General features: G+C 47.3%; 21 protein-coding genes. 11 read left to right on the top strand and 10 right to left on the bottom strand.

Features of this window, described 5'->3' with window-relative positions:
• The first annotated feature begins 51 nt into the window (after positions 1-51).
• Entirely contained in the window at positions 52-2,997 is a 2,946-nt protein-coding gene (locus tag KVT36_RS07315) for an insulinase family protein (RefSeq protein ID WP_217602832.1), read from the top strand.
• Between the two features lie 159 nt (positions 2,998-3,156).
• A complete protein-coding gene (locus KVT36_RS07310; protein ID WP_217602831.1) occupies positions 3,157-3,717 on the top strand; it encodes a murein L,D-transpeptidase family protein in 561 nt (186 codons plus the stop codon).
• A 6-nt stretch (positions 3,718-3,723) separates the two neighbouring features.
• Here KVT36_RS07310 and KVT36_RS07305 read toward each other — a convergent pair whose 3' ends face one another.
• The 5 genes from KVT36_RS07305 to KVT36_RS07285 all read right to left on the bottom strand — a co-directional run bounded on the left by KVT36_RS07305 (position 3,724) and on the right by KVT36_RS07285 (position 9,496).
• On the bottom strand, positions 3,724-4,665 hold the full coding sequence (locus KVT36_RS07305; protein ID WP_217602830.1) for an alpha/beta hydrolase: 942 nt from the start codon (positions 4,663-4,665) through the stop codon (positions 3,724-3,726).
• Positions 4,666-4,836: 171 nt separating this feature from the next.
• The gene (gene acs / locus KVT36_RS07300) at positions 4,837-6,756 is read right to left on the bottom strand and encodes an acetate--CoA ligase (RefSeq protein WP_217602829.1); all 1,920 of its coding nucleotides are present in this window, start codon (positions 6,754-6,756) and stop codon (positions 4,837-4,839) included.
• A gap of 148 nt (positions 6,757-6,904) precedes the next feature.
• Positions 6,905-7,441, bottom strand: coding sequence for a hypothetical protein (locus tag KVT36_RS07295; protein WP_217602828.1), 537 nt, complete (start codon positions 7,439-7,441; stop codon positions 6,905-6,907).
• Positions 7,442-7,540: 99 nt separating this feature from the next.
• Entirely contained in the window at positions 7,541-8,695 is a 1,155-nt protein-coding gene (locus KVT36_RS07290; protein ID WP_217602827.1) for a lipopolysaccharide assembly protein LapB, read from the bottom strand.
• A gap of 510 nt (positions 8,696-9,205) precedes the next feature.
• Positions 9,206-9,496, bottom strand: coding sequence for a hypothetical protein (locus KVT36_RS07285; protein ID WP_089907278.1), 291 nt, complete (start codon positions 9,494-9,496; stop codon positions 9,206-9,208).
• 433 nt (positions 9,497-9,929) lie between these two features.
• On the opposite strand from KVT36_RS07285, the gene KVT36_RS07280 reads away from it, so the two are divergent.
• The gene (locus KVT36_RS07280) at positions 9,930-10,556 is read left to right on the top strand and encodes a helix-turn-helix transcriptional regulator (protein WP_217602826.1); all 627 of its coding nucleotides are present in this window, start codon (positions 9,930-9,932) and stop codon (positions 10,554-10,556) included.
• 216 nt (positions 10,557-10,772) lie between these two features.
• Positions 10,773-11,306, top strand: a complete 534-nt coding sequence (locus KVT36_RS07275; RefSeq protein ID WP_217602825.1) for a hypothetical protein — start codon at positions 10,773-10,775, stop codon at positions 11,304-11,306.
• A 5-nt stretch (positions 11,307-11,311) separates the two neighbouring features.
• Here the strand turns inward: KVT36_RS07275 and KVT36_RS07270 are convergent, their stop codons facing one another.
• Positions 11,312-11,830 (bottom strand): 5'(3')-deoxyribonucleotidase, encoded by a 519-nt coding sequence (locus KVT36_RS07270; RefSeq protein WP_217602824.1) that lies wholly within the window; start codon positions 11,828-11,830, stop codon positions 11,312-11,314.
• Positions 11,831-11,934: 104 nt separating this feature from the next.
• On the opposite strand from KVT36_RS07270, the gene KVT36_RS07265 reads away from it, so the two are divergent.
• From KVT36_RS07265 to KVT36_RS07235, 7 genes are all read left to right on the top strand, one after another.
• Complete coding sequence (locus KVT36_RS07265) at positions 11,935-12,681, top strand: DeoR/GlpR family DNA-binding transcription regulator (RefSeq protein ID WP_217602823.1); 747 nt, start codon at positions 11,935-11,937, stop codon at positions 12,679-12,681.
• Between the two features lie 52 nt (positions 12,682-12,733).
• Positions 12,734-13,954: an MFS transporter gene (locus tag KVT36_RS07260; RefSeq protein WP_254639884.1), complete on the top strand. Its 1,221-nt coding sequence runs from the start codon at positions 12,734-12,736 to the stop codon at positions 13,952-13,954.
• Between the two features lie 255 nt (positions 13,955-14,209).
• Entirely contained in the window at positions 14,210-17,026 is a 2,817-nt protein-coding gene (carB, locus tag KVT36_RS07255) for a carbamoyl-phosphate synthase large subunit (protein ID WP_217602821.1), read from the top strand.
• Between the two features lie 929 nt (positions 17,027-17,955).
• The gene (locus KVT36_RS07250) at positions 17,956-20,022 is read left to right on the top strand and encodes a ComEC/Rec2 family competence protein (RefSeq protein ID WP_217602820.1); all 2,067 of its coding nucleotides are present in this window, start codon (positions 17,956-17,958) and stop codon (positions 20,020-20,022) included.
• A 12-nt stretch (positions 20,023-20,034) separates the two neighbouring features.
• On the top strand, positions 20,035-21,549 hold the full coding sequence (purH, locus tag KVT36_RS07245; protein WP_217602819.1) for a bifunctional phosphoribosylaminoimidazolecarboxamide formyltransferase/IMP cyclohydrolase: 1,515 nt from the start codon (positions 20,035-20,037) through the stop codon (positions 21,547-21,549).
• A gap of 182 nt (positions 21,550-21,731) precedes the next feature.
• On the top strand, positions 21,732-22,289 hold the full coding sequence (locus KVT36_RS07240) for an RNA polymerase sigma factor (RefSeq protein ID WP_254639883.1): 558 nt from the start codon (positions 21,732-21,734) through the stop codon (positions 22,287-22,289).
• Positions 22,282-23,667 (top strand): GDSL-type esterase/lipase family protein, encoded by a 1,386-nt coding sequence (locus KVT36_RS07235; protein WP_217602817.1) that lies wholly within the window; start codon positions 22,282-22,284, stop codon positions 23,665-23,667. The genes KVT36_RS07240 and KVT36_RS07235 overlap by 8 nt, the downstream gene beginning before the upstream one ends.
• Positions 23,668-23,733: 66 nt before the next feature.
• Here KVT36_RS07235 and KVT36_RS07230 read toward each other — a convergent pair whose 3' ends face one another.
• The 4 genes from KVT36_RS07230 to gldD form a co-directional block, all read right to left on the bottom strand.
• Positions 23,734-23,931 (bottom strand): YqaE/Pmp3 family membrane protein, encoded by a 198-nt coding sequence (locus KVT36_RS07230; protein WP_217602816.1) that lies wholly within the window; start codon positions 23,929-23,931, stop codon positions 23,734-23,736.
• A gap of 10 nt (positions 23,932-23,941) precedes the next feature.
• A complete protein-coding gene (locus KVT36_RS07225) occupies positions 23,942-25,321 on the bottom strand; it encodes a LutB/LldF family L-lactate oxidation iron-sulfur protein (RefSeq protein WP_217602815.1) in 1,380 nt (459 codons plus the stop codon).
• A 162-nt stretch (positions 25,322-25,483) separates the two neighbouring features.
• Positions 25,484-26,098, bottom strand: a complete 615-nt coding sequence (locus tag KVT36_RS07220) for a DUF3109 family protein (protein ID WP_254639882.1) — start codon at positions 26,096-26,098, stop codon at positions 25,484-25,486.
• 60 nt (positions 26,099-26,158) lie between these two features.
• Complete coding sequence (gene gldD / locus KVT36_RS07215) at positions 26,159-26,737, bottom strand: gliding motility lipoprotein GldD (RefSeq protein WP_217602814.1); 579 nt, start codon at positions 26,735-26,737, stop codon at positions 26,159-26,161.
• Position 26,738: the final 1 nt, after the last annotated feature.

Genomic DNA, 26,738 nt, shown 5'->3' with positions numbered 1-26,738 from the left:
CCTTTTCTATATATTTGGCGATCTATATTTCATTTTTCCAAAAACCAACGTATGACTATTTTGAAAAGAGCCATTTTCATGCTGTTACTGTCCTGTACTATGTACAGCGTACGTGCACAGGACAAATATGAATGGAAAGAAGCCACTTCAGGGGGATATACCTATCGGTACGTGACCGATGACCCCATGCAGGCACGTTTCTATACACTAAAGAACGGGTTAACCGTTATCCTGAGCGTTAACAAAAAAGAGCCCCGCATTCAAACCCTGATCGGCGTGCGCGCCGGTAGCGACAATGATCCCAAAGACCACACCGGCCTGGCCCACTACCTGGAGCACCTGCTGTTTAAGGGCACCGACAAATTCGGCTCCCTGGACTGGGCGCAGGAAAAAGGTTACCTGGATAAAATAGAAGGTTTATATAATACCTATAACCACACCAGCGGCGCCGGCCCCCGCAAAACGGTATACCACCAGATAGACAGCGTTTCCGGCCTGGCAGCCAAATATGCCATTGCCAATGAGTATGATAAAATGATGGCCGGCATGGGCGCACAAGGCACCAATGCCCATACCTGGGTAGAGGAAACCATTTATGAAGAAGATATTCCCTCCAATGCCGTAGATAAATATTTGTTTGTACAGGGAGAGCGTTTCCGCGAACCCGTTTTCCGCCTGTTCCATACAGAGCTGGAAGCAGTGTATGAAGAAAAGAACCGCGGCCTGGATAATGATAGCCGTAAGATGTATGAAACCATGCTGGCAGCGCTGTTCCCCACGCATAACTACGGGCAGCAGTCAACCATTGGTACCGTGGAGCACCTGAAAAATCCGAACCTGAAAGCCATCCGCGATTTTTATAATGCCTACTATGTGCCCAATAATATGGCCATTGTAATGGCAGGCGATTTTGACCCGGATTATGTGATCAAAAAAATAGACACAGAGTTTGCCTACATGCAGCCCAAACCTATCCACGAATACAAAGCCCCGGTAGAAAAACCTATTGCGGCGCCCGTGGTAAAAGAAGTGTTTGGGCCCGATGCTGAAAACGTGAACATTGCCTTCCGTTTACCCGGAGCAGTGGATACCAAAGCAGCCGTAGTAACAAACGTGCTGGCGCAGATCCTGAACAATGGTAAGGCCGGCCTGCTGGACCTTAACATTAACAAGCAGCAGAAAGTGCTGAACGCCAGCGTAGGCCAGCTGCAATGGAAAGACTATACCGTGTTTTACCTGAGCGGCAAAGCCAAACAGGGCCAAACACTGGAAGAAGTTAAAGATCTGCTGCTGGGCCAGTTGGAGATCCTGAAAAAAGGAGAGTTTGATGAAACCCTGGTAAAAGCCATCGTTAACAACGCCAAGCTTTCTGAGCTACAGGGCCTGGAAAGTAATAACAACCGCGCCAACTCCATTATGGACGGTTTCATTAAGCACCGCGGACAAAACTGGCTGAATGATGTGGAGATGGTAGATGCCATGAGCAAGGTTACGAAAAAGCAGATCGTTGATTTTGCCAACGAATACCTGAAAAATAATTACGTGCTGCTGTATAAGCGTAAAGGGGAAGATAAGAATATTGAAAAGGTAGAAAAGCCCTCTATTACCCCGGTAGAGGTGAACCGCGAAGCGCAGTCCCCCTTCCTGAAAGAAGTAGCCGCCATACCCGCCACACCGGTACAACCGCAATGGCTGGATTATAATAAAGACATTCAGAAAAGCCAGGTAGGCCCGGCAGAAATGCTGTATGTGCAGAACAACGATAACGCGCTGTTCCGCCTCCACTACCGTTTTGATATGGGTAGCTGGAATAACAAAAAGCTGCCCCTGGCCGCGCAGTACCTGCAGTTCCTGGGTACAGACAAGTATACCACAGAGCAGATCAGCAAAGAGTTTTATAACATAGCCTGCAACTTTAACGTAAGCTCAGGTACCGATGTTACTACTATTACTATCTCCGGCCTGCAGGAGAATTTTGATAAAGCCATAGCGTTGTTTGAGCACCTGCTTACCCACTGCCAGCCTAATGAAGCAGCCCTGGCTGCGTTAAAAGGCCGCCTGCAAAAAGCCCGTACAGATAATAAGCTGAGCAAAGTAGCTATTATGCGTGGCCTGGTGCAGTACGGCATGTATGGTCCTAAAAACCCCTACAACAACCAGCTAAGCCAGGCAGACCTGGATGGCTTAACCTCCGCAGAGCTGATAGAAATGCTGCACACACTGCCTTCCTATAAGCATACCGTTATTTATTACGGTCCGCAAACATTGGCAGCAGCATCAGAAGCCGTAAAGAAGGTGCATACCATACCCGCCACCTTCCAAACCGCACCGGCAGCCGTGAAGTTTGAAAAGAGCACGCAGACTGGCAACCAGGTACTGTTTGCCGATTACGATATGGTGCAGGCAGAAGTAAACTGGGTGCGTAACAGCACATCAGCTTACAACCCGGAGAACACCGCAGTGATCTCTTTATTCAATAATTACTTTGGCGGCGGCATGGGATCCATCGTGTTCCAGACCATCCGTGAATCCAAAGCCCTGGCATACTCCACCTACGCCTTCTACGTTTCACCTGATAAAAAGGAGGACCGCTATTCTGTAGTAGCTTATGTAGGCAGCCAGGCCGATAAAATGAATGAAGCCATTACCGGTATGAATGAGCTGCTGAATGATATACCCCGCTCTGACAAGCTGTTTGAAACTGCCCGCGAAAGCATGAAGCAGGACCTGGAAACAGAGCGCATTACACAAGATGGTATTATTATGAGCTACCTGGCCGCCAAAAAGCTGGGCCTGGACACCGATTACCGTAAACAGGTATACGCTGCTGTTGATAAGCTGACCTTTGATGATGTGAAGAAGTTCCATGATCAGAACCTGGCAGGCAAACCTTACACCTATTGTATTTTAGGTTCAGAGAAAAAGGTTAGCCAGGACGATCTTAAAAAATACGGCGAAGTAAAAAAAGTAACGCTGGACGAGTTGTTCGGATACTAAAAAAGCGCAAAGCATAAAGCTGAAAGCACAAAGCAAATGCGAAAAAGCAGAAAGGCTACTATAACCTTTAAGCTTTCTGCTTTTTGCTTTCAGCTTTGCGCTTCATACAATAAACGATTTAACAGCATCGTTATCATTGTACTAAATTACCCTTGTGAGATGCCGCGCTACTGTTGGAGTATTTTATTATTACTGCTGATCCCCCTGGCCGGGTTTAATAGCGAGAATGGGTTATACACCGTAAAGCTGAACCCTGCAGCCATTGATGCAGACAAAGTGTTCCTGCTGATAGATAAAAGCGATTACAGGATGTACCTGTATGAGGATGTAACGCTCATTAAAATTTATAAAGTAGTATTCGGCAGCCGTGATATGCTGGATAAACAAAGGCAGGGCGACCGGCAAACGCCGGAAGGCACTTTTCATATTTCAAGTAAACGGTATGATGGCCGCTGGAGCCGGTTTATGCTGCTGGATTATCCCAATGAAATTTCCTGGGCCAAATTCCATCAGCGCCAGCAGCAGGGCATTCTGCCTGCTAATGCGGATATTGGCGGTGGCATTGGCATTCATGGCGTAGAGTACAACTCCGGCATCCGCGATGCGTATGTGGATAGCCGCATTAACTGGACCTTAGGTTGTGTGAGTATGAAGAATGGGGATGTAAATGAGCTGTACGATGTTATTAAAGTAGGTACCCCGGTAGTAATACGCCGCTAATTTTTTCTATTGCAAAAAATGGCTCACCGCAGCTTTCCATTTCTCCGGCTCATTCCGGCAAAATGATTGGTGACCGGATGTTTCAAAGACCACCAGCTGCTTTTGTTTAGTACCCAGCTGTGTATACACGCTGCGTGTTTCATGCTCCATTACACGTATATCATGTTTACCCCAGCATAATAAAGTGGGCACCTGTATCTTCTTTGCATACTCCGCCGGCTTAAAACCAGCTGCCCAAAAGCCCTGCTCCACACCACCCCAGAAGGTAACGATCTGCGCCAGCGGCGTACCCGGCATATGCACAGCCCACATACGGCTTTTCACGGCATCCGTTAAAGTAGCAAAAGGTGCTTCCAGCATAATCTTGTCCGGCTGTAAATGATATTGCGGCACTGCTTTCAGAATAGCTGCCGCGCCCATGCTCATGCCCCATAGGGAAATGTGCTGATAGCCGCAGCTGCGCACATAATCATACGCCAGCTTTACATCCTCCGCTTCTTTATAACCAATACTGCATACATACCCTTCACTATTGCCATGTGCACGGAAATCCAGCAGAAAGGTATTATACCCCAGCTGCCGGAAATACGCCGCTTCCGCCAGGGGCGAGCTCTTGCTGGCGCCATAACCATGGAACAGGATCACCGTGCCTTTAGCCGGTTGCTGGGCATCTATCCACCAGCCTTCCAGCCGCAGGCCATTTTTAGTATGCAGGTTAATGGTTTTATAAGGCACTGCCGGCCGGTCCCTGTTAACAGATTTTGACAGGTTTACCCCAAACAAAATAATGCGTGTTTTTTCCCAGGCGTTCATCTGCTCCGGGCGTTTGTTCCTGTGGCCCGCGTCGTCATAAAAATGCGTGAACTTCCAGGCATGAAAGGCCAGGATAATGTTGGAGAGAAGGAAGAATACCAACAGTATTTTACCAATACGCTTCAGTAATGACATAGTTCAGGTATTATACAGTCCATGGTCCATAGTCGATGGTCCATGGCATTTAACGTTGTGATATTAAACAAGAACAGGCAATAAACGATCATCCCGGGTGGAAAAATCTTTTATTGCCTACTTGTACCACCGCACCAGGCAATGGACCATCGACTATGGACCATGGACTTTTTAAAGCCTTCCCCGCTTAATCTCATCCACCACCGCAGGGTCCAGCAAGGTGCTGGTATCGCCCAGGTTGTCCAGCTCATTCTCAGCGATCTTGCGCAAAATGCGGCGCATGTTCTTGCCGGAGCGGGTTTTAGGCAGGCCGCTTACAAACTGGATCTTATCCGGTTTGGCAATAGGCCCAATAATGCGGGACACGGTTTGTATAATATCTTTCTTCGTAAGCTCTGCATCTTTAGAGGGATTGGTATCGCAGATCACGTAAGCATAAATACCCTGCCCTTTAATATCGTGGGGATAGCCTACTACGGCGCTTTCCACTACGCCGGCGTGCATATTAATGGCATTTTCCACTTCGGCAGTACCAATACGGTGGCCGCTTACGTTCAGCACATCATCCACACGGCCGGTAATGCGGTAATAGCCGTCTTCATCGCGCATACAGCCATCGCCGGTAAAGTACAGGTTCTCGTATGTAGCAAAGTATGTTTTACGGCAGCGCTCATGATCGCCGTAGGTAGTACGCAGCATACCGGGCCAGGGGAATTTAATGCAGAGGTTCCCGTTTACACCGTTGCCCTGGATCTCCTTACCATTTTCATCTACCAGTATGGGCTGCACTCCCGGCAGCGGCAGGGTAGCATAACCGGGTTTTTCCGGGGTAATGCCTGCAATGGGCGTTATCATATGCCCGCCGGTTTCTGTTTGCCACCAGGTATCAGCAATAGGGCATTTGCCTTTGCCAATATGGTCTTTAAACCAATGCCAGGCCTCTTCATTGATCGGTTCGCCTACGCTGCCCAGTTTTTTCAGGGAGCTCAGGTCTTTATGATTTACGGGGCCTAAGCCAAAGCCCATTAAACTACGTATAGCTGTAGGGGCAGTATATAAAGTATCAACCCGGAATTTATCGGTAATATCCCACAGGCGCCCCGCATCCGGCCAGGTAGGCACGCCTTCAAACAGCACGGTAGTGGCCCCGGCGCTCAGCGGGCCATAGAGGATATAGCTGTGCCCCGTGATCCAGCCAATATCTGCCGTGCAGAAAAATACCTCGCCGGGCTTGTACTGGAAAGTATTTACAAACGTGTAATTGGTGTACACCATGTACCCGGCGCAGGTATGTACTACGCCCTTGGGTTTGCCGGTGCTGCCGGAGGTGTACAGGATGAACAGCATATCTTCCGCATCCATTTCTTCGGCAGAGCAGGGTGGGTTACCCAGGGTCTCTACCTGTTTTATTTCATCCTCCCACCACACATCGCGGCCTTTCAGCATGCTGATGGGGGTACGGGTACGGGTACATACAATTACTTTTTTTACGCTGGGGCAGGCCATCAGGGCATCATCTATTACGGACTTCAGCGGAATGTCTTTATTGCCGCGGAAAGCGCCGTCACAGGTAATTACCAGGTTACACTGCGCATCCTGTATACGGTCGGCAATGGACTGGGCGCTGAAACCGCCAAACACTACGGAGTGTATGGCGCCTATACGGGCGCAGGCCAGCACCGCTATGGCCAGCTCAGGGATCATACCCATGTAAATACAAATACGGTCGCCTTTTTTTATACCATTGTTTTTCAGCACATTGGCAAACTGGCATACCTTGTTATACAGCTCACGATAGGTAAGTATGCGGTGGCGCTCCTCCGGATCATTCGGCTCCCATATAATGGCAGGCGTATTGCCCAGGGTAGCCAGGTGGCGGTCCAGGCAGTATTCAGTAATATTCATTTTTCCACCCTGGAACCACTTTATATCGGGATCTTTGAAATTCCATTCCAGCACCTTATCACATTTCTTGCGCCATAAAAAATGTTCGGCTACATTACCCCAAAAACCTTCGGGGTCTACAACGCTTTGGTTATAGGCTTGCTGGTATTCTTCAAAATTTTTGATCTGATACGGGTAGGAGGCCATAGCTGCTTTGTTTTGTAGTTACGTTTGTTACAACGGAGAGTAAATTTATTTTCTTTTCTCCATTTCTCACAGCAGCTATAAATTATTTAAAAAACAAATGCCCCCGGAAAGGAGGCATTTTGTACTGGTTAAAGTTTGGTATAGGGATCTATTTAGGGATTCTAATGCCGTAGGTATGTACATTTACACCTGCATTGGTATAATATTCTTCATATTTCAGGCGGCCGTCTTTAAAGCTCAGGTTACTCCAGGTAATAGTAATAGGATTGCCCGGAAAACTCACCGTATAAGCGATCCGGCTACTGTCGGAGGTGCTAAAGTCCCAGGTCAGGTTACTTTTACCGCCATTATTATCCGTGTACATACCGGTTTTATCTGTGTTGAAAACAATGTATTCATTGTCAAAGTTGTCCGTATTACCAGTAGCACCCCGCAGGTAATAAAGGGTTTTATTGGTACCCTTCAGTCCACGGATCTCCTGTATTTTCCAGGGGTTGGCAGTAATGATCTGCATATTCACCGAAGTATCTTCCCGGATGATAGTATCCTTCTGAATAACAGTATCTTTCTGTATTACGGTAACCGTGTCAATAGATTCTTTGGTACAGGACACAACGCTCATCTGCAGCGTGGATAACATAACAATAAAGGCAATCAGGGATAAGCCTCCGTAAAATTTTTTCATATACGTCAAATGGTACTCTTGTGAACCCACTGCAAATATAGTGGCAGTCCCCGATAATCATATGGCTAGTAAGTGCTATATTATTTACGCATTGCTTTCTTATTTTCCGCCCCCCATTTCCCTTAACCGCTGGGTTACATACCTGGAAATAGCCGGGTCATCATCCTTATTACGTGCCAGTAACAGGTAACGTTTATAATACCGCTGTGCGATGGCCGGGTTTTGCAGGTGATAGTCATAAATGCGCCCTATGCTATACTGCCGCAGGGGTGCGTGAAACAGGTAGTACGCAGTATCCAGGCAGGCGGTAGCTTTCCTGAATACATGCTGCCCTTCATAGTTCACGCTCATAGCGCTGTAGTAGTCATCCAGGCTTTTGGATTTTGCCAGGTCAATGCAGGTTTGCAGCAGCGTATTGCTGCGGGTATAGTCCTTTAGCTGCGTGCAGGCCATAGCTGCATAATACATAATAGCTTCGGTTGACATATTCATCTGCGTCAGGAAATCATTTACATATATACATTCCTGGTAGCGCTTCAGATTGTAGCAGGCGGCTGCTACAAAAGTATAGGCAGCAACAGAAACAACCTGCTGCCGCATTAGCCGCTGCCCCAGCATAATGGCCTGCGCATAGTCTTTCCGGAAATAGGCCGTTTTCACAGCCGGTATGATCACCGTAGTTTGCAGGGAATCTTTTGCCAGGTAGGGCTGCAGCACACTATCAGCCGCATTGTACCGCTGCCGGTCCAGCCATTCTTCTGCCATGCGCGCCACCACCTTACTGTCAAACGGGTTCAGGGCATATGCCTGTTGCAGGTACACAAAACCACTGTCGGCTTCCCGGGCGGCAAACAGCGCAAAGCTCAGCTGCTTAAAGGTTTGCGCCTGCGGTTGCAGGGCCGCCAGTTTGCGGTAATGCGGAATAGCTAGTCTGGCCTGCTCCTGCTGCATATAAATGCCGCCCAGGTATTGGTAGGCCGGGATATATGTACTGTCTAAATGCAGTATTTGCTGATATGTTTGAATAGTTTCCGGCCACTTACCGGCCTGGTAATAGGCATACCCCAATAATGCCAGCTGTTTAATATTATCCGGCTGTATACGGCTTTGCAGGTATTGGATAGCGGGTTCATATTGCTGGTCCTGGAAGTAGCTCATTACTACTGCCTGGTCTATTTCCGGCGCCTGCTGTGCATAGGTGCTGGAAAGGCCCAGGTGTATCAGCAACAGGAGCAGGTAACAACGTGCATGCATAGGTACATCTTTTCATAAAACTAAGTATTTAGTTTTAAATACTAAAACTTTAGTTGAAGAAAGAATGTTCCTTGAAAAGACACTGGCATACACATTAATCGAGGGTGGCTGTTTTATAGAACATATTTTCAGTACGGAATAAGACACTAGCATTCACCTTAAATCCAGTGCTGCAGTTTATGAACGCATTTCCCATACAGGATAATACACTAGCATTCACCTTAAATCCGGTGCTGCTGTTTATTAAGACATTCCCATACAGGCTAATACACCAGCATTCACATTAAAAACCAGGGTTGCAGTTTATGAACACATTTTCCATACAGGCTAATACACCAGCATTCACATTAAATCCAGGGCTGCTGTTTATGAACACATTTCCAATAAGGGATAATACATCAGTATTCACCTTAAATCCAGGGCTGCTATTTTATAAAACGCATTTCATAACATACACAGTAATCTTCCTACCCGGGAATAGCTAAAACAAAATCCGCAATGGCAAAATGCTTAACGTGGTTTTTTACGGTATTGCTCACTGTAGGTATGCAGCTCCTGGAATGCTTCATCCAGTACCGCCATAATTTTTTCTTTCTCAGCATTACTTAATGCAGGGATCATCTTTTTGTCCCCTTCGGCAGGCTTATCCACTCCCCGCATTTTACGGTAAAAAGTAGGGATGCTCCAGGAACATTCTTCACAAACCTTTTCCCGGAAACGGATGGGGAAGTTAATCAGGTTGGCATGAATATCCTGCAGCATGTTCACAGGCACCGGTGTGTGCGGCACTAATTTCTTCATGGTTTGGAGGTTTAATACGTTGCTATCAAAAAAAGTGTTTGATGTTAGCATTGATAATTAGTTAGGATAATCAATAATTGCCTGCTTTTATATCAGCAAATATATTGATAATGATTTAAATGAACCATTTTTTATTGACTAATTTATCAAATCGCCAACCTGTAGCTAACACTTTACCCTGGCGGGTTTCAGGCCACACACCCTTATTTTGTGGATAATTAATGACGATATCATTCTCACATCTTTTGTAAAATTTCTTTTAGATGAAATCCCTGCTAAATCTTGTTAGTTGTGCCCCAACAGTTGTATAATGCTATGATAAGAATCAAAATGAAATTTTAATTCGCCAAAAGCAACAGAAATAATTTATATTGTAATAATGTTATAATATGAAAAACTGACACCAAACGAAAACCGAAAAATTTGATGTAAGATGCAGCTAGGGTTAATCCACATGGGCCAGCGCTTAAAACAGATACTGAAGCAGCGGAAAATAAAAATTGTTGACTTTGCCCGTATGGCGGGCTTTACCAACCAGATAGCACATTACCACCTGCGTAAAAGCGATATGAAAAGATCCACCCTGGAGCGCTTTTGCACCCTCATAGGGATCAGCAGTGACGAATTTTACAACTGGAATAATAAAGTAGTCCCTAAAGCAGGCAAAGGGCAGGTGCCTACCATCGCCCACCACGGACAGCGCTTTACAGAGCTCATAGAAGAAAAAGGCTTAAACAAAAGTAAGCTGGCACGCCGGCTGGATATGAGCCGCAGAACCATGTACAACCTGTTCGATAAAGCTGTCTTCGATCCGCTGGAGCTGGAAACCGTAACCAAAGCGCTGGAAATAACCGAAACCGCTTTCCTGCACCCCAACGCCGTTGAAGATACCCGCATAGCAGATTCCGAAGAAATGCTGGCCCTGCGCGAAAAATATTATAAGCTCCTCGAAGAATATAACCAGCTTCTCAAACAGCATAACGCCTTAAAAGAAACCATGGATACGTTTAAGAAAGATATTGTACAGCTCCGCAAACAGGTACGCTCCAAAAAAGTCTGAACATTTACCGGATGATAATAATGTAATCAGGAAAATAAAAAGTTGATAGTTTCTGCGCAAATTCGTTTTTGATGGATTTTATCGCAATCTCCATTCTGATATGGATTTTATGAAGATCAAATCAATAGGATTTTTTCGTATGAATCATTTTTGTTTATATTTGTATTATCCTGTTGTAAAAAATATCAGTAAGGTTAAAATTTAATCAGGTTACACATGACTAACCCAAAATTTTCGGAGATCTGGTATTTATCCATGTCCGTGATCGGTGGCCCCAATCTGTTAACAAGACCCCGGTACGCCGGTTTGCTTGCCCGGCGGATCAATGCCAGCCACGAAGCAGAACAGATCATTACCCGGTATTATACCCTGTTGCCCGATCAGTTATTGCTGCTCATTGAACCAGTGAAAATAGCTTACCAGGATTGGATGAAAGAGTTTAAGCATAATACTGCCCGCGATATTTGTAAAAGCCTGGCCACAGATAAGGAGGAAGACCGGCGCGCATGGTACGAGATCTTTGTGAACAGGGATCATAATGGCGAGGACGTATTCTGGTCTAAAACAGAAGCACACCAGGTAGCATCCCGCAATCAGTATGAAACATTCCAGGCCCAAATGTTCAATGCGCCTGTAAAGGCAGGTTATGTAAATGATGGCGGAGCATATCCTTATGGCATGGCCCACATGAACAGGGCCGGCATACTCTATAAAGAAATGGAATTTCCGGAAGATAACAGAGACGTATAACTCCTTTACAACAACAATCCCCCAACCTCTTCCCACGTATTCACCCGCTTATATTCCTGCACATTTACATTATGCGGCGCAGTAAACATCAGCGGCTCTCCTTTAAAAGTGCTCAGGTTCTTCACATGGTCATCAATCAGGTAATCTGCAGCAACAATGTGCTTATGACCGCAAAACACAATGTTATGCCAGCTGATAAAGGGAAAATGTTCCTCCAGCCAGGCCAGCTTCTCTGCCAGGGATAAGGGAAACTCCATAGCGGCAGATACAATGAACACTTCGTGTTTTTCCTGTAAAGCTTTAATTACTTCCTGCGATCCGGCTATTACCGGTTTGGTGCGGAAAAAATTGGGTTCATACAGGAACTGCCTTACCACCCCATCCAGCGGAAAACCCGTGGTTTCAGGTTTGCCCAGCAGGCTTTCCTTAGCTACGGTAACACCGTAACGGTTGGCGTACCAGTTAATGTACTGCTGTGTGCTGTCTGCCATAACTCCATCCATATCAATTGCAATTCTTGCCATATTCTGCTGTTTTCTGCAAATATATGCGCTATTTTTGAGCTGTGCAATGAATGTGTTATTAAATTATTGCAAATTATTTCATAATATTGCAGAAAATAGCAAATATGCTGAAGGAAGAGCGCCTGGATTATATTCTTAAAAAGCTGCAGGCAGATAATAAGGTACTGCAAACAGAGCTCAGTAATGACCTGCAGGTATCTGAAGATACCGTGCGCCGCGACCTGGAATCGCTGGCGCAGAGCGGCTTGCTCATAAAGGTGAGGGGCGGCGCTATTCCGCATTCCCCGCATCCCTACAGCTTTAAAGAACGCATCGGCATTCACGAGGATGATAAACGCACAATTGCCGGCAAGGCCTTATCCTTCCTGCACGACGGGCAAACCATTATCATGGATGGGGGCACCTCTACCTACACCCTGGTAAAAATGTTCCCCGCAAATTTGCGCCTTACCGTTATTACCAACAGCGTACCCATTGCCATGCAGCTCATGGAGCATCCCTCCACAGAGGTGATCCTTACCGGCGGGCGTGTTTTCAAGAACTCGCAGGTAACCTCCGGGCTGGATACCATCCGTATGCTGGAAAAGTTTCGGGCAGATATTTGTTTCCTGGGCGTTTGCAGCCTGCACCCCACGGCCGGCATCACGGGCATTGACCTGGGCGAGGCAGAAGTGAAGTACAGCATGATACGGTCCGCCAGCCGCGTAATGGCGCTGGCTACCATAGATAAAATGGGCACCGCAGAGCCATTCAAAGTATGTGATATAACAGAATTAGATACGATTATAACCGACCGGGTGAATGAAGGGGTGATACAGCCATATCTGAACCTGGGTATTAAAGTGATTTAACGTCCTATCCTATAAAATGATTTAAATGTTGCAGTCATTATCAATTGAAGTCATGCCGCAAAAAAGAGCCACACGTATAGCCGTTAGTTCCCTGTTTTTCCTGACAGGATTATGCTTTGCCAGCTGGGGCTCCCGTATTGCCGCCATTCAGCAGTCGCTGCATATGAGCGACGGTGGTTTGGGTACCGCGCTGCTGGCTTTACCCATTGGTTCCGTATTGTCTATGCCGGTAGCTGGTTATATGATAGCACGGTTTGGCAGCCGGCATGTATTAATGGTGGCCGCCATTTGTTATGCGATCATATTGCCATCACTGGGTCTGGCCCAGGCGCCCTGGCAATTGTTCTGCATTTTAATGTTGTTTGGTTTTGCCGGCAACATGGCCAACATTGCGGTAAATACCCAGGCTGTAGCGGTGGAAGCTTTATATGGCCGTACCATTATGGCCTCTTTTCACGGGTTATGGAGCCTGGCCGGTTTTACCGGCGCTTCAATAGGTGTTTTCATGGCCGGGCAGGGCATAGCGCCCTACCAGCATTTTCTGTTAATAACCGCCATTGCAGTAGTAATAGTGGCGGTAAGCGCTAAATATACAGTAGCACATACTGCAGTAAAAGAAAAGCCCAAACGGCTTCCTTCTGTTGAGGGGCAGCCGCAGCTAAGCACCATCAAAAAAATAAGGCTGTGGGTATTAAAAACGCAGGTTAAGCTGCGCGGCTTATGGTCCCTTGTTATGGCTTTGCGTGTACTGGGGGTTATTGCTTTTTGTTCCATGATCTGCGAGGGCACTATGTTCGACTGGAGTGTGGTATACTTTAAAAAAGTGATCCTTGCACCGGATGGCAGGGCCGGTATAGGCCTCTCAGCCTTCATGTGCACCATGGCCTCTTTCCGCTTTGTGGCCGACTGGCTTACTACCCGCATGGGACACCGCAAGGTATTGCAGCTAAGCGGCATCCTAACCGCATCCGGCTTACTGATAGCAGTAGCGCTGCCTTATTTTGTAACCGGTGTTTTGGGCTTTTTGCTGGTGGGTGCCGGCGTATCATCTGTAGTACCACTGGTATACAGCGCTGCCGGCAAGTCTAAAAAGGCAGAACCGGGCGTGGCCCTGGCCACTGTATCCACAGTAGGTTACCTGGGCTTTTTAATGGGCCCCCCGCTGATAGGTTTTGTAGCGCAGGCATCCAGCCTGGTCATCTCTTTTTCTATTATCGCAGTAATGGGCGCTTGTATTGCCATTATGGGCAGCCGCATTAAAACAGCTGATTAACGTATAAGCATATAATAAATGTAAAAGTCCCGGTAAAGTGTTACCGGGACTTTTTTGACTAAAAACAGGATAGTTATCTAACTTCTTTTCGTGTGCTGGAACAAAGGTACAGCATTTACATTAATAATTATAATAATGTTTGATGAAAAATTTATTGCTGCTAATTCTTTGAAACACTTAATTTTGCACGATTTTTTTTGTCCATCACACGGCATGAAGATCAGTAGGGTTTTTCATTTTCAATAGATTATACAAATGCCAAAAGACTCATCTATCACATCTGTTCTTATTATCGGTTCCGGGCCTATTATTATTGGTCAGGCGTGCGAATTTGATTATTCCGGTTCACAGGCTGCCCGTTCCTTACGGGAAGAGGGTATTAAAGTGATCCTGATCAACTCTAATCCGGCCACTATTATGACAGACCCCATGATGGCCGACAGGGTATACCTGTTGCCGCTGACTGTGGAAAGTATAGAGCAGATACTGGAAGAAAACCAGATAGATGCCGTGCTGCCAACCATGGGCGGACAAACAGCGTTGAACCTCTGTAAAGAGGCCGATGAGCTGGGTGTATGGGAAAAATATAATGTGCGCCTTATTGGGGTGGATATTAAAGCCATTAATAAAGCGGAAGACCGGGAGCTGTTCCGCCAGTACATGATAGAGCTGAAGATACCGGTGGCCCCGGCCCGTACTGCTAACTCTTACCTGGAAGGGAAGGAGTTTGCGCAGGAAATAGGCTTTCCGCTGGTAATACGCCCCTCCTTTACCTTAGGCGGTACCGGTGGTGGTTTTGTGCATAGTAAAGATGAGCTGGACGAGGCGCTGAACCGCGGCCTGCAGGCCTCTCCCATACACGAAGTGCTGGTGGAGAAAGCTGTGCTGGGCTGGAAAGAGTTTGAGCTGGAGCTGCTGCGCGATAATAACGATAACGTAGTGATCATTTGTACGGTGGAGAACCTGGACCCCATGGGCGTGCACACAGGCGACTCTATTACCGTAGCACCGGCCATGACACTGAGTGATACTGCCTTCCAGGACATGCGTAACAAAGCCATGCTGATGATGCGCAACCTGGGGAACTTTTCCGGTGGCTGTAACGTGCAGTTTGCCCTGAACCCGGAAAATGAGGAGCTGATAGCCATAGAAATTAACCCGCGCGTAAGCCGTTCATCAGCCCTGGCCTCCAAAGCCACAGGGTATCCTATTGCCAAAGTAGCCGCCAAGCTGGCCATTGGTTATACGCTGGATGAGCTGAACAACCAGATCACCGGCAATACCTCTGCCTGTTTTGAGCCTGCCCTGGATTATGTAATTGTAAAGGTGCCGCGCTGGAACTTTGATAAATTCAAAGGCGCTGATGAAACCCTGGGCCTGCAAATGAAATCCGTAGGTGAGGTAATGGCCATAGGCCGTACTTTCCCCGAAGCTATACAGAAGGCTTGCCAGAGCCTGGAAAATGAAGCCATTGGCTTAGGCTACTACGGCAAATCGCTTATGAAGAGCGAGCAGCTGCTGGAAAGGCTGAAAACTCCTACCTGGGACCGCATTTTCCGTATTAAAGATGCGCTGATGGAAGGCGTATCCGTAAAAACCATTCAGCAGCTTACCTTAATTGACCGCTGGTTCCTGCATCAGATCAATGATATTGTGAACCTGGAAAAACAGATCCAGGAGCACGACCTGGAATCCATACCGGTGGAGCTGCTGCGCGAAGCCAAACAAATGGGCTTCTCTGATAAGCAGCTGGCCTCCCTGTTTGGTAATTGCGAGGAAGAAGAGGTGTACGAAAAACGTAAAGGCCTCAACATCCGCCGTACCTATAAGATGGTGGATACCTGTGCTGCAGAATTTGAAGCAAAAACCCCTTACTTCTACTCCACCTTTGATACAGAGAACGAAAGTATTCCCTCTGAAAAGAAAAAGGTGATAGTACTGGGTTCCGGTCCTAACAGGATTGGCCAGGGCATTGAGTTTGACTACTGCTGCACCCACGGCCTGCAGGCCATACAGGAATGCGGGTACGATGCCATTATGGTGAACTGTAACCCCGAAACTGTGTCAACTGATTTTGACATGGCCAATAAGCTCTACTTTGAGCCGGTGTTCTGGGAGCACCTGTGGGAGATCATAGAGCTGGAAAAACCGGAAGGGGTAATTGTGCAGCTGGGCGGCCAAACCGCGTTAAAGCTGGCCAAACGCCTGGAAGAAAAAGGTATCCGCATTATCGGTACCTCTTTTGACAACATGGATATTGCGGAAGACCGCGGCCGTTTCTCGGACCTGCTGAAAGATCTGGGCATTCCTTACCCTAACTACGGTACCGCTTACAGTACAGATGATGCCATTGAAGTGGCTAAAGAAGTGGGCTACCCCGTACTGGTGCGCCCCAGCTATGTATTGGGCGGCCAGCGTATGCGCATTGTAATTAATGAGGAGGAGCTGGAAAAGGCGGTGATCAGCCTTCTGAAGCACCTGCCAGGCAACAAAATATTGATTGATCACTTCCTGGACCGTTGCCAGGAAGCTGAGATAGATGCCATTTTTGACGGGGAGGATTTTCATGTGATGGGTGTAATGGAGCACATAGAACCAGCCGGCATTCACAGCGGGGATAGTAACGCAGTATTACCGGCCTTTAACCTTACACCGCTGGAAGTAACCACCATGGAGTACTACGCGGAAAAAATAGCACGTGCGCTCAATATCCGCGGGTTAATAAACATACAGTTTGCCGTGAAGAACGGGAAGGTGTTTGTGATAGAAGCCAACCCCCGCGCATCCCGCACCACGCCGTTTATTGCCAAGGCTTACCAGGTACCTTACCTGAATATAGCTACCCGGGTAATGCTGGGCGCCAATAAGCTGAAGGACTTTACCATTGAGAAAAAGCTGGATGGTTTTGCCATTAAGGAACCGGTGTTCTCTTTCAATAAATTCCCGGGCGTGAACAAAGAGCTGGGCCCTGAAATGAAGTCAACCGGTGAGGCTATCCGCTTCATCAAAGACCTGCGGGATCCTTACTTCCGCCAGCTGTACAAGGAAAAGAGCATGTATTTGAGTAAATAGCGTAAAGCAGAAAGAATAAAGCATAAAGCTGAAAGCGAGGGGTGATACTCCGGTAGCTTTCAGCTTTTTTTGTTTGCTGTATTTTTGATTGATGGTTTTAGCATTCGGCTTTGTATTTACTGTGCCCTTGCGGCTCCTTTGGTGAATTACTCCCGGCGTAGTAAGCCCAGATGGGTGCTACTATAACAGTTATCCCATCAGTATAAGTAACTATAAATACCTGCTGGTATATCCATGGTAGTAAGGCTTCCTTATTTCTTTTCTGGGAAAATGAATAGATGATGCTGCACATACATTTATTGCAATCCATTGCAAATGCAGGCCCTGGCTCGTCAGTCTTATATCACCTGTATAGGCATTCAATTTTATCATAGTTAATAAAGGAGAGGAGTTATAACAGTAGCGCTATCAGAAGTTATTCCTGTAAGGAATAAAAGAATGTTCCGCAACGCATAGATGAATCAATTACGAAAGCTGCCAGTCTCCCTGCGATGTAGCCCTGGCGGTTTACTGGCGGCGGTGTGAATGCGGTAACCCGGAGATGGCTGTAAAAAATCAGAGCCTGATAAAGATCAGGCTCTTTCTTTTCCCTCAAAATAACCATTAAAGACACGACTATTTATAATAAAATAGCGTGACCGGTAATGCATTTTACTATAAATATTATAATTTAAAAAGATGTTAACTAATCAATAACAGATTTTAAATATACATATTTGATATAAACTGATTTTCAATTCATTTCAAATTAATGTTTTTACTATTTGTTAAAGCCTTCTTAAAGGATTGTCCTGTTTTGCACCTTTTTGAGGGGTCTTTTACAGGTGGTTTTTCTATATCATCCCATTAACATATGATAAACTTTTGGAGTAAGGTAGTTCTCCTAAATTCGCTCTTTTCCTGAAAGTTTAATAACCCGGAAAACCCAATTGAGAGCAACACCATTTCTTCGTTTATGCATACCGTTAGCCTTTGGTATCTGCCTGCAAATATGGCTGGTTATAAGCTGGTGGTGGTTAACAGGTATCTTGCTGCTTATGCTTGCAGGCTTGCTGGCCTGGAGCTTCCTGCCTTTGGGAAAACAATATACCACTAACCCGCTTCGTGGGGTATTGTTGTATGTATTGATTATATGTGCAGGCGCTTTGCTGGTGTTGCTGAAAGATATACGCAGCCAGCCCCGTTATTTTGGAAAACTTTTGCAGGGCAGGGATACTTTGCTGGTAAGCATCCAGGAACCCCTGCAGGAGCGTGCCCGCAGCTGGAAAACCACGGCCGTGGTACAAGCCATTGTTCACCACCGGCAGGTAATACCGGTAAAAGGTAACCTGCTGCTCTATTTTCAAAAGCATAACACAGTTAGCAGCCTGCAGTGCGGGGATGTGGTCTGGATAAGCAGCACGCTTAACCCTGTAAGCAGCAGCGGCAATCCCGGCGCCTTTAACTACCGGCAGTACTGCGCTGCTAAACAGATCTTCCACCAGGCTTACCTCAAAGCCGGCAGCTGGAAAAGATCAGCGTATAATAGCAATACACTGGCAGACCGTTACCTGTTACAGGCCCGCGCCTGGTGTATACATACCCTACAACAATACCTGGGCAACGGGCCGGATGCTGCGCTGGCTGCCGCGCTGCTGATAGGCTACCGGTATGATCTGGACCGGGATATGGTGCAGGCCTATACCAATGCAGGCGTAGTACACATCATTGCTATTTCAGGTATGCACCTGGCGCTCATTTATGCATCCCTTTTATGGGTGCTGCAATGGTGGCCGCCGCACCGGCTTTCCAACCTGGCTAAAGCCCTGATCGTGATCAGCATGTTATGGGGTTTTGCCCTGATCACCGGCGCGGCTGCATCTATATTGCGGGCAGCCGTAATGTTCACCGCAGTAGCTCTCGGGCAGTTTGTGCTGGACCGCCATACCAATACCTATAACACCCTGGCGGCATCGGCTTTCCTGTTATTGTGTTATGATCCCTGGCTGTTGTGGGATGCGGGTTTCCAGCTCTCCTACCTGGCAGTATTAAGCATTGTACTATGTTATAAACCGCTGTATGAATTGTGGCTCATTCAAAACAAATGGTTAAATAAGCTATGGGAGGCAGTAGCCCTGACCCTGGCGGCACAGCTGTTTACTATACCGGTATGCCTCTATTACTTTCACCAGTTCCCGAATTTGTTCCTGCCTGCCAATTTATTGATCGTAACACTATCCACTATTATCCTGTATGGGTTAATTGTATTGCTGGTAGTGGCGCCCTGGCCGGCCCTGGCGCATTATACCGGCATGGGTATAAAGTACCTGATCATAGTTATGAACCGCCTGGTACTGTTTATAGAACAATTGCCCTACGCTGTTACCAACAATATTTATATGCCGCTCTATGCTACGGTATGTGCCTATGTGATCATAGCAGCTTTAGTAACAGTATGGTTGGGTAAGCAGCCCAAAGCCTGGCTGCTGGCTTTGTATGCAGGTTTGTGCTGGGTAGGGACAGATGTTACACTGACCATACAGGCTGCTAACCACCGTACTATTATTATTTATAACGTACCCGCCTATACGGCAATAGATGTGATCAGCGGGCATCAGCTGCAATTTGCAGGTGATACGGCCATTCAGCAAAATGATAGCCTACGCAGCCGCTACCTGCAGCCGGCCCGTTTGTTATATGGTGCAGCCCCTGGTGTTATACCCGCCTTTTCCCGCAAAAACGCATTTATAAGCATGGGCCATACCAGGATGGTGGTAGTGGACAGTACCTGGCGGCCTTTTAGCCCGGCAAAAAAATTCAGTACAGATTATATTTTGCTCTCGCACCATCCCCGTTTGACTATCAGCCAATTAAAGAACATGTTTACCTGTAAGATGATTATTTTCGATGCTTCCAACCCATTATGGCAGATACAACGGTGGAAAAATGATTGCAGCACACTAACTTTGCGCTGCTTTTCGGTCCCTGAACAGGGAGCCTATCTTATTAATTTCTAATGTTTTCCATTCATGCAAAAGCAAATTAAATCAGCACTGATCTCCGTTTTCTATAAAGATAACCTGGAGAACATCGTGAAAGAATTGGGTGCGCAGGGCGTAACAATTTACTCCACCGGCGGTACCCAGAAATTTATTGAGGAGCAGGGCGTGAAATGTGTAGCGGTAGAGGACCTCACCGCATATCCTTCTATATTGGGCGGCCGGGTAAAAACCCTGCACCCGAAGGTTTTTGGCGGCATATTGGCACGCCGCGGTAATAACCAGGACCTGGAGCAATTGCAGGAATATGGTATCCCGGAAATAGACCTGGTAATAGTAGACCTGTACCCCTTTGAGGAAACCGTTAAAAGCACTACGGAAGAACAGGCCATTATTGAAAAGATAGATATAGGCGGTGTATCCCTGATACGCGCTGCCGGCAAGAACTATAAAGATGTAGTGATTGTTGCTTCCAAAGACCAGTATGCCGACCTGGAAAAAGTACTGGTAGAAAATAAAGGCGCTACCAGCATAGAAGACCGCCGCCGCTTTGCTGCCAAAGCATTTGAAGTGTGCGCACACTATGATGTAGCCATTGCAGGGTATTTCCTGAACAATGAGCCCCAGCAATATTTCCAGGTATCTGCCCCCCAGGGCCAGGTAATGCGCTACGGGGAAAACCCGCACCAGCGCGGCATTTTCTTCGGTAACCTTCAGGAGCTGTTTAACAAGCTGCATGGTAAGGAGCTGTCTTATAACAACCTGGTGGATGTGGATGCCGCCTGCCAGCTGGTGCAGGAGTTTACGGAAACCACCTTTGTAGTAATAAAACATACCAATGTATGCGGTATTGCCAGCCGCGCTACCCTGAAAGAAGCCTGGGAAGCTGCCCTGGCAGGCGATAAGGAAAGTGCGTTTGGCGGTGTGCTGGCTGCTAATAAAGTAATAGACAAAGCTACCGCAGAAGCGATCAACGAAATTTTCTTTGAAATACTGATAGCGCCCGGGTTTGATGAAGATGCCCTGGCCGTGCTCACCACCAAAAAGAACCGCATTTTGCTGCAGCAGAAACAGGCGGTAAAACAGCCCTATGTGTATAAGAATGTGCTGAACGGTGTACTGGTGCAGGATAGCGATACCGTTAACTATAAAGATTGGACCGATGCTGGCGCCCGCCCTGCGGATACCGCTGAAAAGGCCGACCTGGAGTTTGCCAACCTGGTGTGCAAGCACCTGAAATCAAACGCTATTGCGCTGGTTAAGAACAAACAGCTGATAGGCAAAGGCTGCGGCCAAACCTCCCGTATAGATGCGCTGCGCCATGCCATTGAAAAAGCCAAACAGTTCAACTTTGACCTGAAAGGCGCTGCCATGGCTTCTGACGCTTTCTTCCCCTTTAATGACTGTGTGCAGATAGCGCATGAAGCAGGCATTACTTCCGTAATACAACCCGGTGGTTCTGTACGCGATAACGACTCTGTTGAATACTGTAAGCAGAATGGCATGGTAATGATCATGACTGGCATACGGCACTTTAAACACTAAGGGAATGTAAAATGTAAAATTTCAAATGATAAATGTAAAAGGGAGTGTGGCAATAATGCTGCACTCCCTTTTACATTTGAAATTTAACATTTATGATTTTACATTTTCACTCACCTCCACCCGTTACAGATTTTTTTTATAGTATTGTGCCATAGCCTATGGCATTCCTACACCATAATATCATGCAAAATGCTGCGGATGCAGACCTGATCCGGGAGTACAAAGCTTCCGGTAAGCTGGATTACCTGGCGGCCCTGTATCAGCGTTATATGAACCTGGTGTACGGGGTATGCCTGCGGTATTTTGATGAAGCAGCCAGTAAGGATGCAGTAATGCAGATCTTCGAGGAGCTGATACCCAAGCTGAAACAGCATGAGGTACAGAATTTCAAAAGCTGGCTTCACGTGCTGGCCCGCAACCATTGCCTCATGAAGCTGCGGTCCCTGAAAACAAAGGAGGGCTGGCAGGTTTCCATAGAAGACAGGCCGCTTATGGAAAATGAGGAAATTGCACATCATGAGAACGGAATAAGCCTGGAGGATAATTTGCAGGCCATGGAAAAATGCCTGGAAACCTTACCGGAGGAGCAGCAAAAAAGTGTAAACCTTTTTTACCTGCAGGAGAAAAGCTACCGGGAAGTAGCCGCCCTTACAGGGTATGAAATGAATAAAGTGAAAAGCTATATACAGAACGGGAAGCGTAACCTGAAAATTTGTATGGAGCAACAACAACATGCCTGATAATCATTCAAATAATAAACCCGTCAGCGAAGAGCTGATACGCCAGTACCTGGCCGGTGAGCTGGATGATAAGGCTATGCATGCCCTGGAACGGCAGGCGCTGAACGATCCTTTCCTGACCGATGCGCTGGAAGGTTACGCTGCCCATGGGCCGGACCAGTCAGCCCACCTGGCCGATCTGGAAAACCGCTTAGAGCAGCGGGTGAACAGTGATAAAGGAAAAGTACGGATCATGTATTACCGCTGGGCATCAGCCGCGGCTATTTTGCTGATACTGGGCCTGAGCTTTATCTGGATCAACCATCAGGAGCTTAACCACCGGAAAGATATAGCAAAGGTATCTACCACTGAAAATGCCATTCCCAGCGTACAGGATAGCATTGCACAACCGGCAACACAGGCTAGTGAGCCGGCAGTCAAACCGGGCACCATACCACCGTCACTACCAGCTGTTGCCAGCGCCCCGGCTAAAGATGTAGTGCAGCCATCTGCACCCGCTCTTAAGGTGGAAAAAGCCAGCGATGCCGCCATAAGATCTGCAGAGGCAGAGGCACCGGCAGAAGATGCGCTGGTACAAGCCGCACCTGCAGCGCCCCGTATAATGATGGCAGATACCACAGCGGATGCAAAAAAGGATGCATATAACAACTTCTCCCAGCAAAAAGCGAACGGCAATGCCAATGAAGCAAAGGGTTTTGCCCGTGTGAACCGTAACCAGGCCATGGTAGCCCAGGAGCGTACCCCGGATGAAAAGCTGAGAGCCAAAATGATGATGGCGCCGGTGGCCCGGCATATTGTAGTGCTGGGATCCTCTACCGCGGAAGGTGTTGGGCCTAAAACCAAAGACAGTACCTGGGTAAACCTGCTGCGTAAATACCTGCAGGAAAAAGCGCCGCAATCAACGGTTACCAACCTGGCAGTAGGTGGTTTTACCTCTTACCGCATACTGCCCAGCGATGCGGATGTTCCCTTCCTGAAGCCCAAACCGGATGCTGCTCACAACATTACACAGGCACTGGCCCTGCAGCCGGATATGATCATCATTAACATGCCCTCCAATGATATTAATGTTGGTTACTCATTAAAAGAATACCAGCGTAACCTGGATGCAGTAATGAAGCTGGCGCGCCAGCAGCATGTAACCTGTTATATTACCACCACCCAGCCCCGTAATACGGGGGCGGCTAAACGAAAACAGCTGATAACAATGCGGGATTACATTATCCGGCATTACCCTCATAACTATATTGATTGCTGGGAAGGACTCAGCGCTCCGGATGGCTCTCTGTTACCGCAGTACAATAGTGGCGATGGGGTACACCTCAATGGCCTGGGCCACCAGCTGATGTTTGAGCGGATAAAGGCGAAAGTTAATTGATGTGCGGATGAAATGATATTGAAGGTTAACGTTCTGCTATCATCTCCATCATTTGCATATCTGCAATTACTGGTTTCTTATCGCCCGTATCAGCTTCCGGTTCCTTCTGTCTGCGCGGCTTTCATTCAGGGAAGATAATGCCCAGAGGGCTGCAGGCAGCCAGCCAATAAGGGTGATCTGCAATAGCAGGCAAAGAATACCCCGCAGTATACGTCCCCTTAATAAAAAGGAAAGCCAGGGTAACAAGATTGCTAAGAGGGTCATAAAACAGGTATTAGTGCTTTTTTCTTTCTTTCCACATCTGGTTAAATGATTTAGGGGCAAACACAGGTAGCTCCCGGTCATCGCCCCAGGCTTTGGCAAAAAAACGTTTCATGAAAAAGTTCTTCATTTTGCCATTGGTCATGTTCATCATTCTACGGCTCAGGGAGGCCTGCTTCCAGCCAAACCAGGCCATTTTTTCACCACCGGATGTATAGTTCTCTTCTACTGCTTTGTGGCGGTTGTGTAATAACAGCTCATGCAGGTTAATACGCACGGGGCATACCTCTGTACAGTTGCCGCAGAGGGAGGAGGCATAACTTAAATGCCCATACGATTCCATGCTCTGAAGGTAAGGGGTGATCACCGCGCCTATAGGGCCGCTGTATGTGGTACCGTATGCATGGCCGCCAATATTTTTATATACCGGGCAGGCATTCAGGCAGGATCCGCAGCGTATGCAGTACAGCGCTTCGCGGGCTTCCGTATCCTGTAACAGGCTGGTGCGCCCGTTATCCATGAGTATCACGTACATTTCTTCCGGCCCGTCTGTTTCCCCTTCCTGGCGCGGACCACTGAAAATGGAGTTGTACACCGTTACCTGCTGCCCGGTGCCGTAAGTGGCCAGCAGGGGCCAGAACAGCGCCAGGTCGTTGACGGATGGCAGCACTTTTTCAATGCCTACCAGCACAATATGTGTTTTGGGAAAAGCCGTGCTCAGGCGGGCATTGCCTTCATTTTCACTCACGGCTACAGAGCCGGTATCTGCTATAATAAAATTGGCGCCGGTAATACCTATTTCTGCCTGCAGGTATTTTTGCCGCAGGTTCTCACGGGCTACCAGCGTAAGCTGTTCAGGAGTAAGGCCGGGTGCAGTGCCCAGCTTTTCGGTAAAGAGCTGTGCTACATCTTCCTTGCTTTTATGCATGGCCGGTGTAACAATATGGTAAGGCGGTTCCCCATCCAGCTGTTGAATATATTCACCCAGGTCGGTCTCTACACATTCAATGCCTTGTTTAGCCAGGAAGTCGTTCAGGTGCACTTCTTCCGTTGCCATGGATTTACTTTTTACAATGCTTTTGCATTGTTTGGCCTGGCAAATGGCCAGTATCTCCTCCTGCACCTGCTGGGTATTCTCTGCCCATATCACCTTGCCACCCCGTTTGGTGAACTGCATTTCAAATTCTTCCAGGTATTTATCCAGGTGTTCTATGGCCCGCCACTTAATATTCTTGGCCCGCTCCCGGGCAGTTTGCAGCTCTGTGAACTGCAGCTTGCCCGATTTTACGGCAGTATTATATTTACCAATGTTGAAATTGATAGTACGGCGGTGTCCCAGATCAGCGGCTTTCTGTTCGCTTTTTTCCAGGAAAGTGGATGCAGTTTGTTGCATAAGCAATATAAAATTCCAAGATCCAAAATAAAGATAGGGAACTTCAAGGGATAGGTCAGTTAGTATATCTCAGACCTGACGGGTCTTGTTCTTGTTTGCTATGTTAAAGCTGTCAGGCCGTTTCTAAAACCTGACTGGTCCGGTCAAAAACCCGGCCAGCTTTTAAGGGTACTTTTTCTTTGCTATCTTATCCAACACGGTATAAAACTCTTCCCCGTATTTACGTATAAGCGCTTCTCTTAAAAAACGGTACACTGGTACCTGTAGTTTTTTACCGTTGCGGCAGGCGGGTGCGCAAACATCCCAGCGGTCATAATTCACAGTTTCATAACTGTCGTACTTTTTAATGCGGATGGGGTACAGATGGCAGGAGATAGGTTTCTTAAAATCCACTACGCCGTCATTATATGCTTTTTCAATACCGCAGCCTACTATGCCTTTTTCATCAATGGATGCATAGGCGCAGATCCCTTTATTTACGATGGGGGTTACGTATCCGTATTCATCGTCAATAGTATGGGTGCCTGTTTTTGCTATTTCTTCCAGGCCTTCTGCCCGCAGGTAAGATCTTATTTTAGGTAAGATCTTTTTCAGGGTTTTTACTTCCTGTTTGTCCAGTGGCGCGCCACAGTCGCCGGCCACACAACAGGCGCCCTTACAGGCGCTCAGGTTGCACACGAACTGCTCCTCAATTACTTCGTCACTAATGTATATGTCGTCTATTACAATCATGTTCTTCAGTTCACAGTTCACTGTCCTGTGAATGCCTGGTTGCAAAGTTACAGTTTTTAGTCCACTGTCCACAGAGCACTGTCTGCGAACGTGAATACCAATCCGCTACCGCCACCGCAGTGTCTCCACCAGGTGCCACATATCTTCCTGCAGGAATTTATTCACCGGCGCCAGGGAGTCCGCATTGGGCGTTGCATCAAAGTAAAGCGCGCCGCGTAAAAAATGATGAGTGGAGTCGGTAGCAAAAAATTGTTTGGCGCTGGCGGCATTTCCGCCCACCTCGTAAAACAGGCCGCTTACGCCATGCCCGTTATTAATATCTTTCTCGTCAATATAATCAGCCTTATAGGTGTGCTTATAGGTCATTTTAAAGGCATCGGCCACCAGGTTTTCCAGTTTGTTCTTAGCGCCTATCTCCTTGTAGCTCACGTATATCTTACCATCCAGGGAAGGAAAGTCTATATTGATCCAGTAAGGGTTCTCAGGATGCTCGCCAAAAAAGGTGCTGTCTTTGGTTACCTGTGCGTAGGCCGGGTATTCAAAGGTATAAGGGTATCCGGGCTGGTCAAATACCCGATATTGCTTTTGTGGAAAGGTGATGTTGAAATAGCCTCTTGGCTTGGGTGTGTAGCTTTGCTCGCAGGCGGCAAAAAAAAGTATGCAAATAAAAAGCAGGTACCTCATG

The organism is Chitinophaga sp. GbtcB8, assembly GCF_019091455.1.
GTDB lineage: Bacteria > Bacteroidota > Bacteroidia > Chitinophagales > Chitinophagaceae > Chitinophaga.
Note: the sequence above shows the minus strand (reverse complement) of the source record. Positions and strands in the feature narration are given on the sequence as shown.

Coding starts and splice junctions, on each gene's coding strand:
- KVT36_RS07290 (WP_217602827.1), bottom strand. CDS start 8,695: ATGCATGCACGTTGTTACCTGCTCCTGTTGCTGATACACCTGGGCCTT.
- KVT36_RS07295 (WP_217602828.1), bottom strand. CDS start 7,441: ATGAAAAAATTTTACGGAGGCTTATCCCTGATTGCCTTTATTGTTATG.
- gldD (WP_217602814.1), bottom strand. CDS start 26,737: ATGAGGTACCTGCTTTTTATTTGCATACTTTTTTTTGCCGCCTGCGAG.
- KVT36_RS07265 (WP_217602823.1), top strand. CDS start 11,935: ATGCTGAAGGAAGAGCGCCTGGATTATATTCTTAAAAAGCTGCAGGCA.
- acs (WP_217602829.1), bottom strand. CDS start 6,756: ATGGCCTCCTACCCGTATCAGATCAAAAATTTTGAAGAATACCAGCAA.
- KVT36_RS07315 (WP_217602832.1), top strand. CDS start 52: ATGACTATTTTGAAAAGAGCCATTTTCATGCTGTTACTGTCCTGTACT.
- KVT36_RS07285 (WP_089907278.1), bottom strand. CDS start 9,496: ATGAAGAAATTAGTGCCGCACACACCGGTGCCTGTGAACATGCTGCAG.
- KVT36_RS07310 (WP_217602831.1), top strand. CDS start 3,157: ATGCCGCGCTACTGTTGGAGTATTTTATTATTACTGCTGATCCCCCTG.
- KVT36_RS07305 (WP_217602830.1), bottom strand. CDS start 4,665: ATGTCATTACTGAAGCGTATTGGTAAAATACTGTTGGTATTCTTCCTT.
- KVT36_RS07260 (WP_254639884.1), top strand. CDS start 12,734: ATGCCGCAAAAAAGAGCCACACGTATAGCCGTTAGTTCCCTGTTTTTC.
- KVT36_RS07240 (WP_254639883.1), top strand. CDS start 21,732: ATGCAAAATGCTGCGGATGCAGACCTGATCCGGGAGTACAAAGCTTCC.
- KVT36_RS07235 (WP_217602817.1), top strand. CDS start 22,282: ATGCCTGATAATCATTCAAATAATAAACCCGTCAGCGAAGAGCTGATA.
- carB (WP_217602821.1), top strand. CDS start 14,210: ATGCCAAAAGACTCATCTATCACATCTGTTCTTATTATCGGTTCCGGG.
- purH (WP_217602819.1), top strand. CDS start 20,035: ATGCAAAAGCAAATTAAATCAGCACTGATCTCCGTTTTCTATAAAGAT.
- KVT36_RS07270 (WP_217602824.1), bottom strand. CDS start 11,830: ATGGCAAGAATTGCAATTGATATGGATGGAGTTATGGCAGACAGCACA.
- KVT36_RS07280 (WP_217602826.1), top strand. CDS start 9,930: ATGCAGCTAGGGTTAATCCACATGGGCCAGCGCTTAAAACAGATACTG.
- KVT36_RS07230 (WP_217602816.1), bottom strand. CDS start 23,931: ATGACCCTCTTAGCAATCTTGTTACCCTGGCTTTCCTTTTTATTAAGG.
- KVT36_RS07225 (WP_217602815.1), bottom strand. CDS start 25,321: ATGCAACAAACTGCATCCACTTTCCTGGAAAAAAGCGAACAGAAAGCC.
- KVT36_RS07275 (WP_217602825.1), top strand. CDS start 10,773: ATGACTAACCCAAAATTTTCGGAGATCTGGTATTTATCCATGTCCGTG.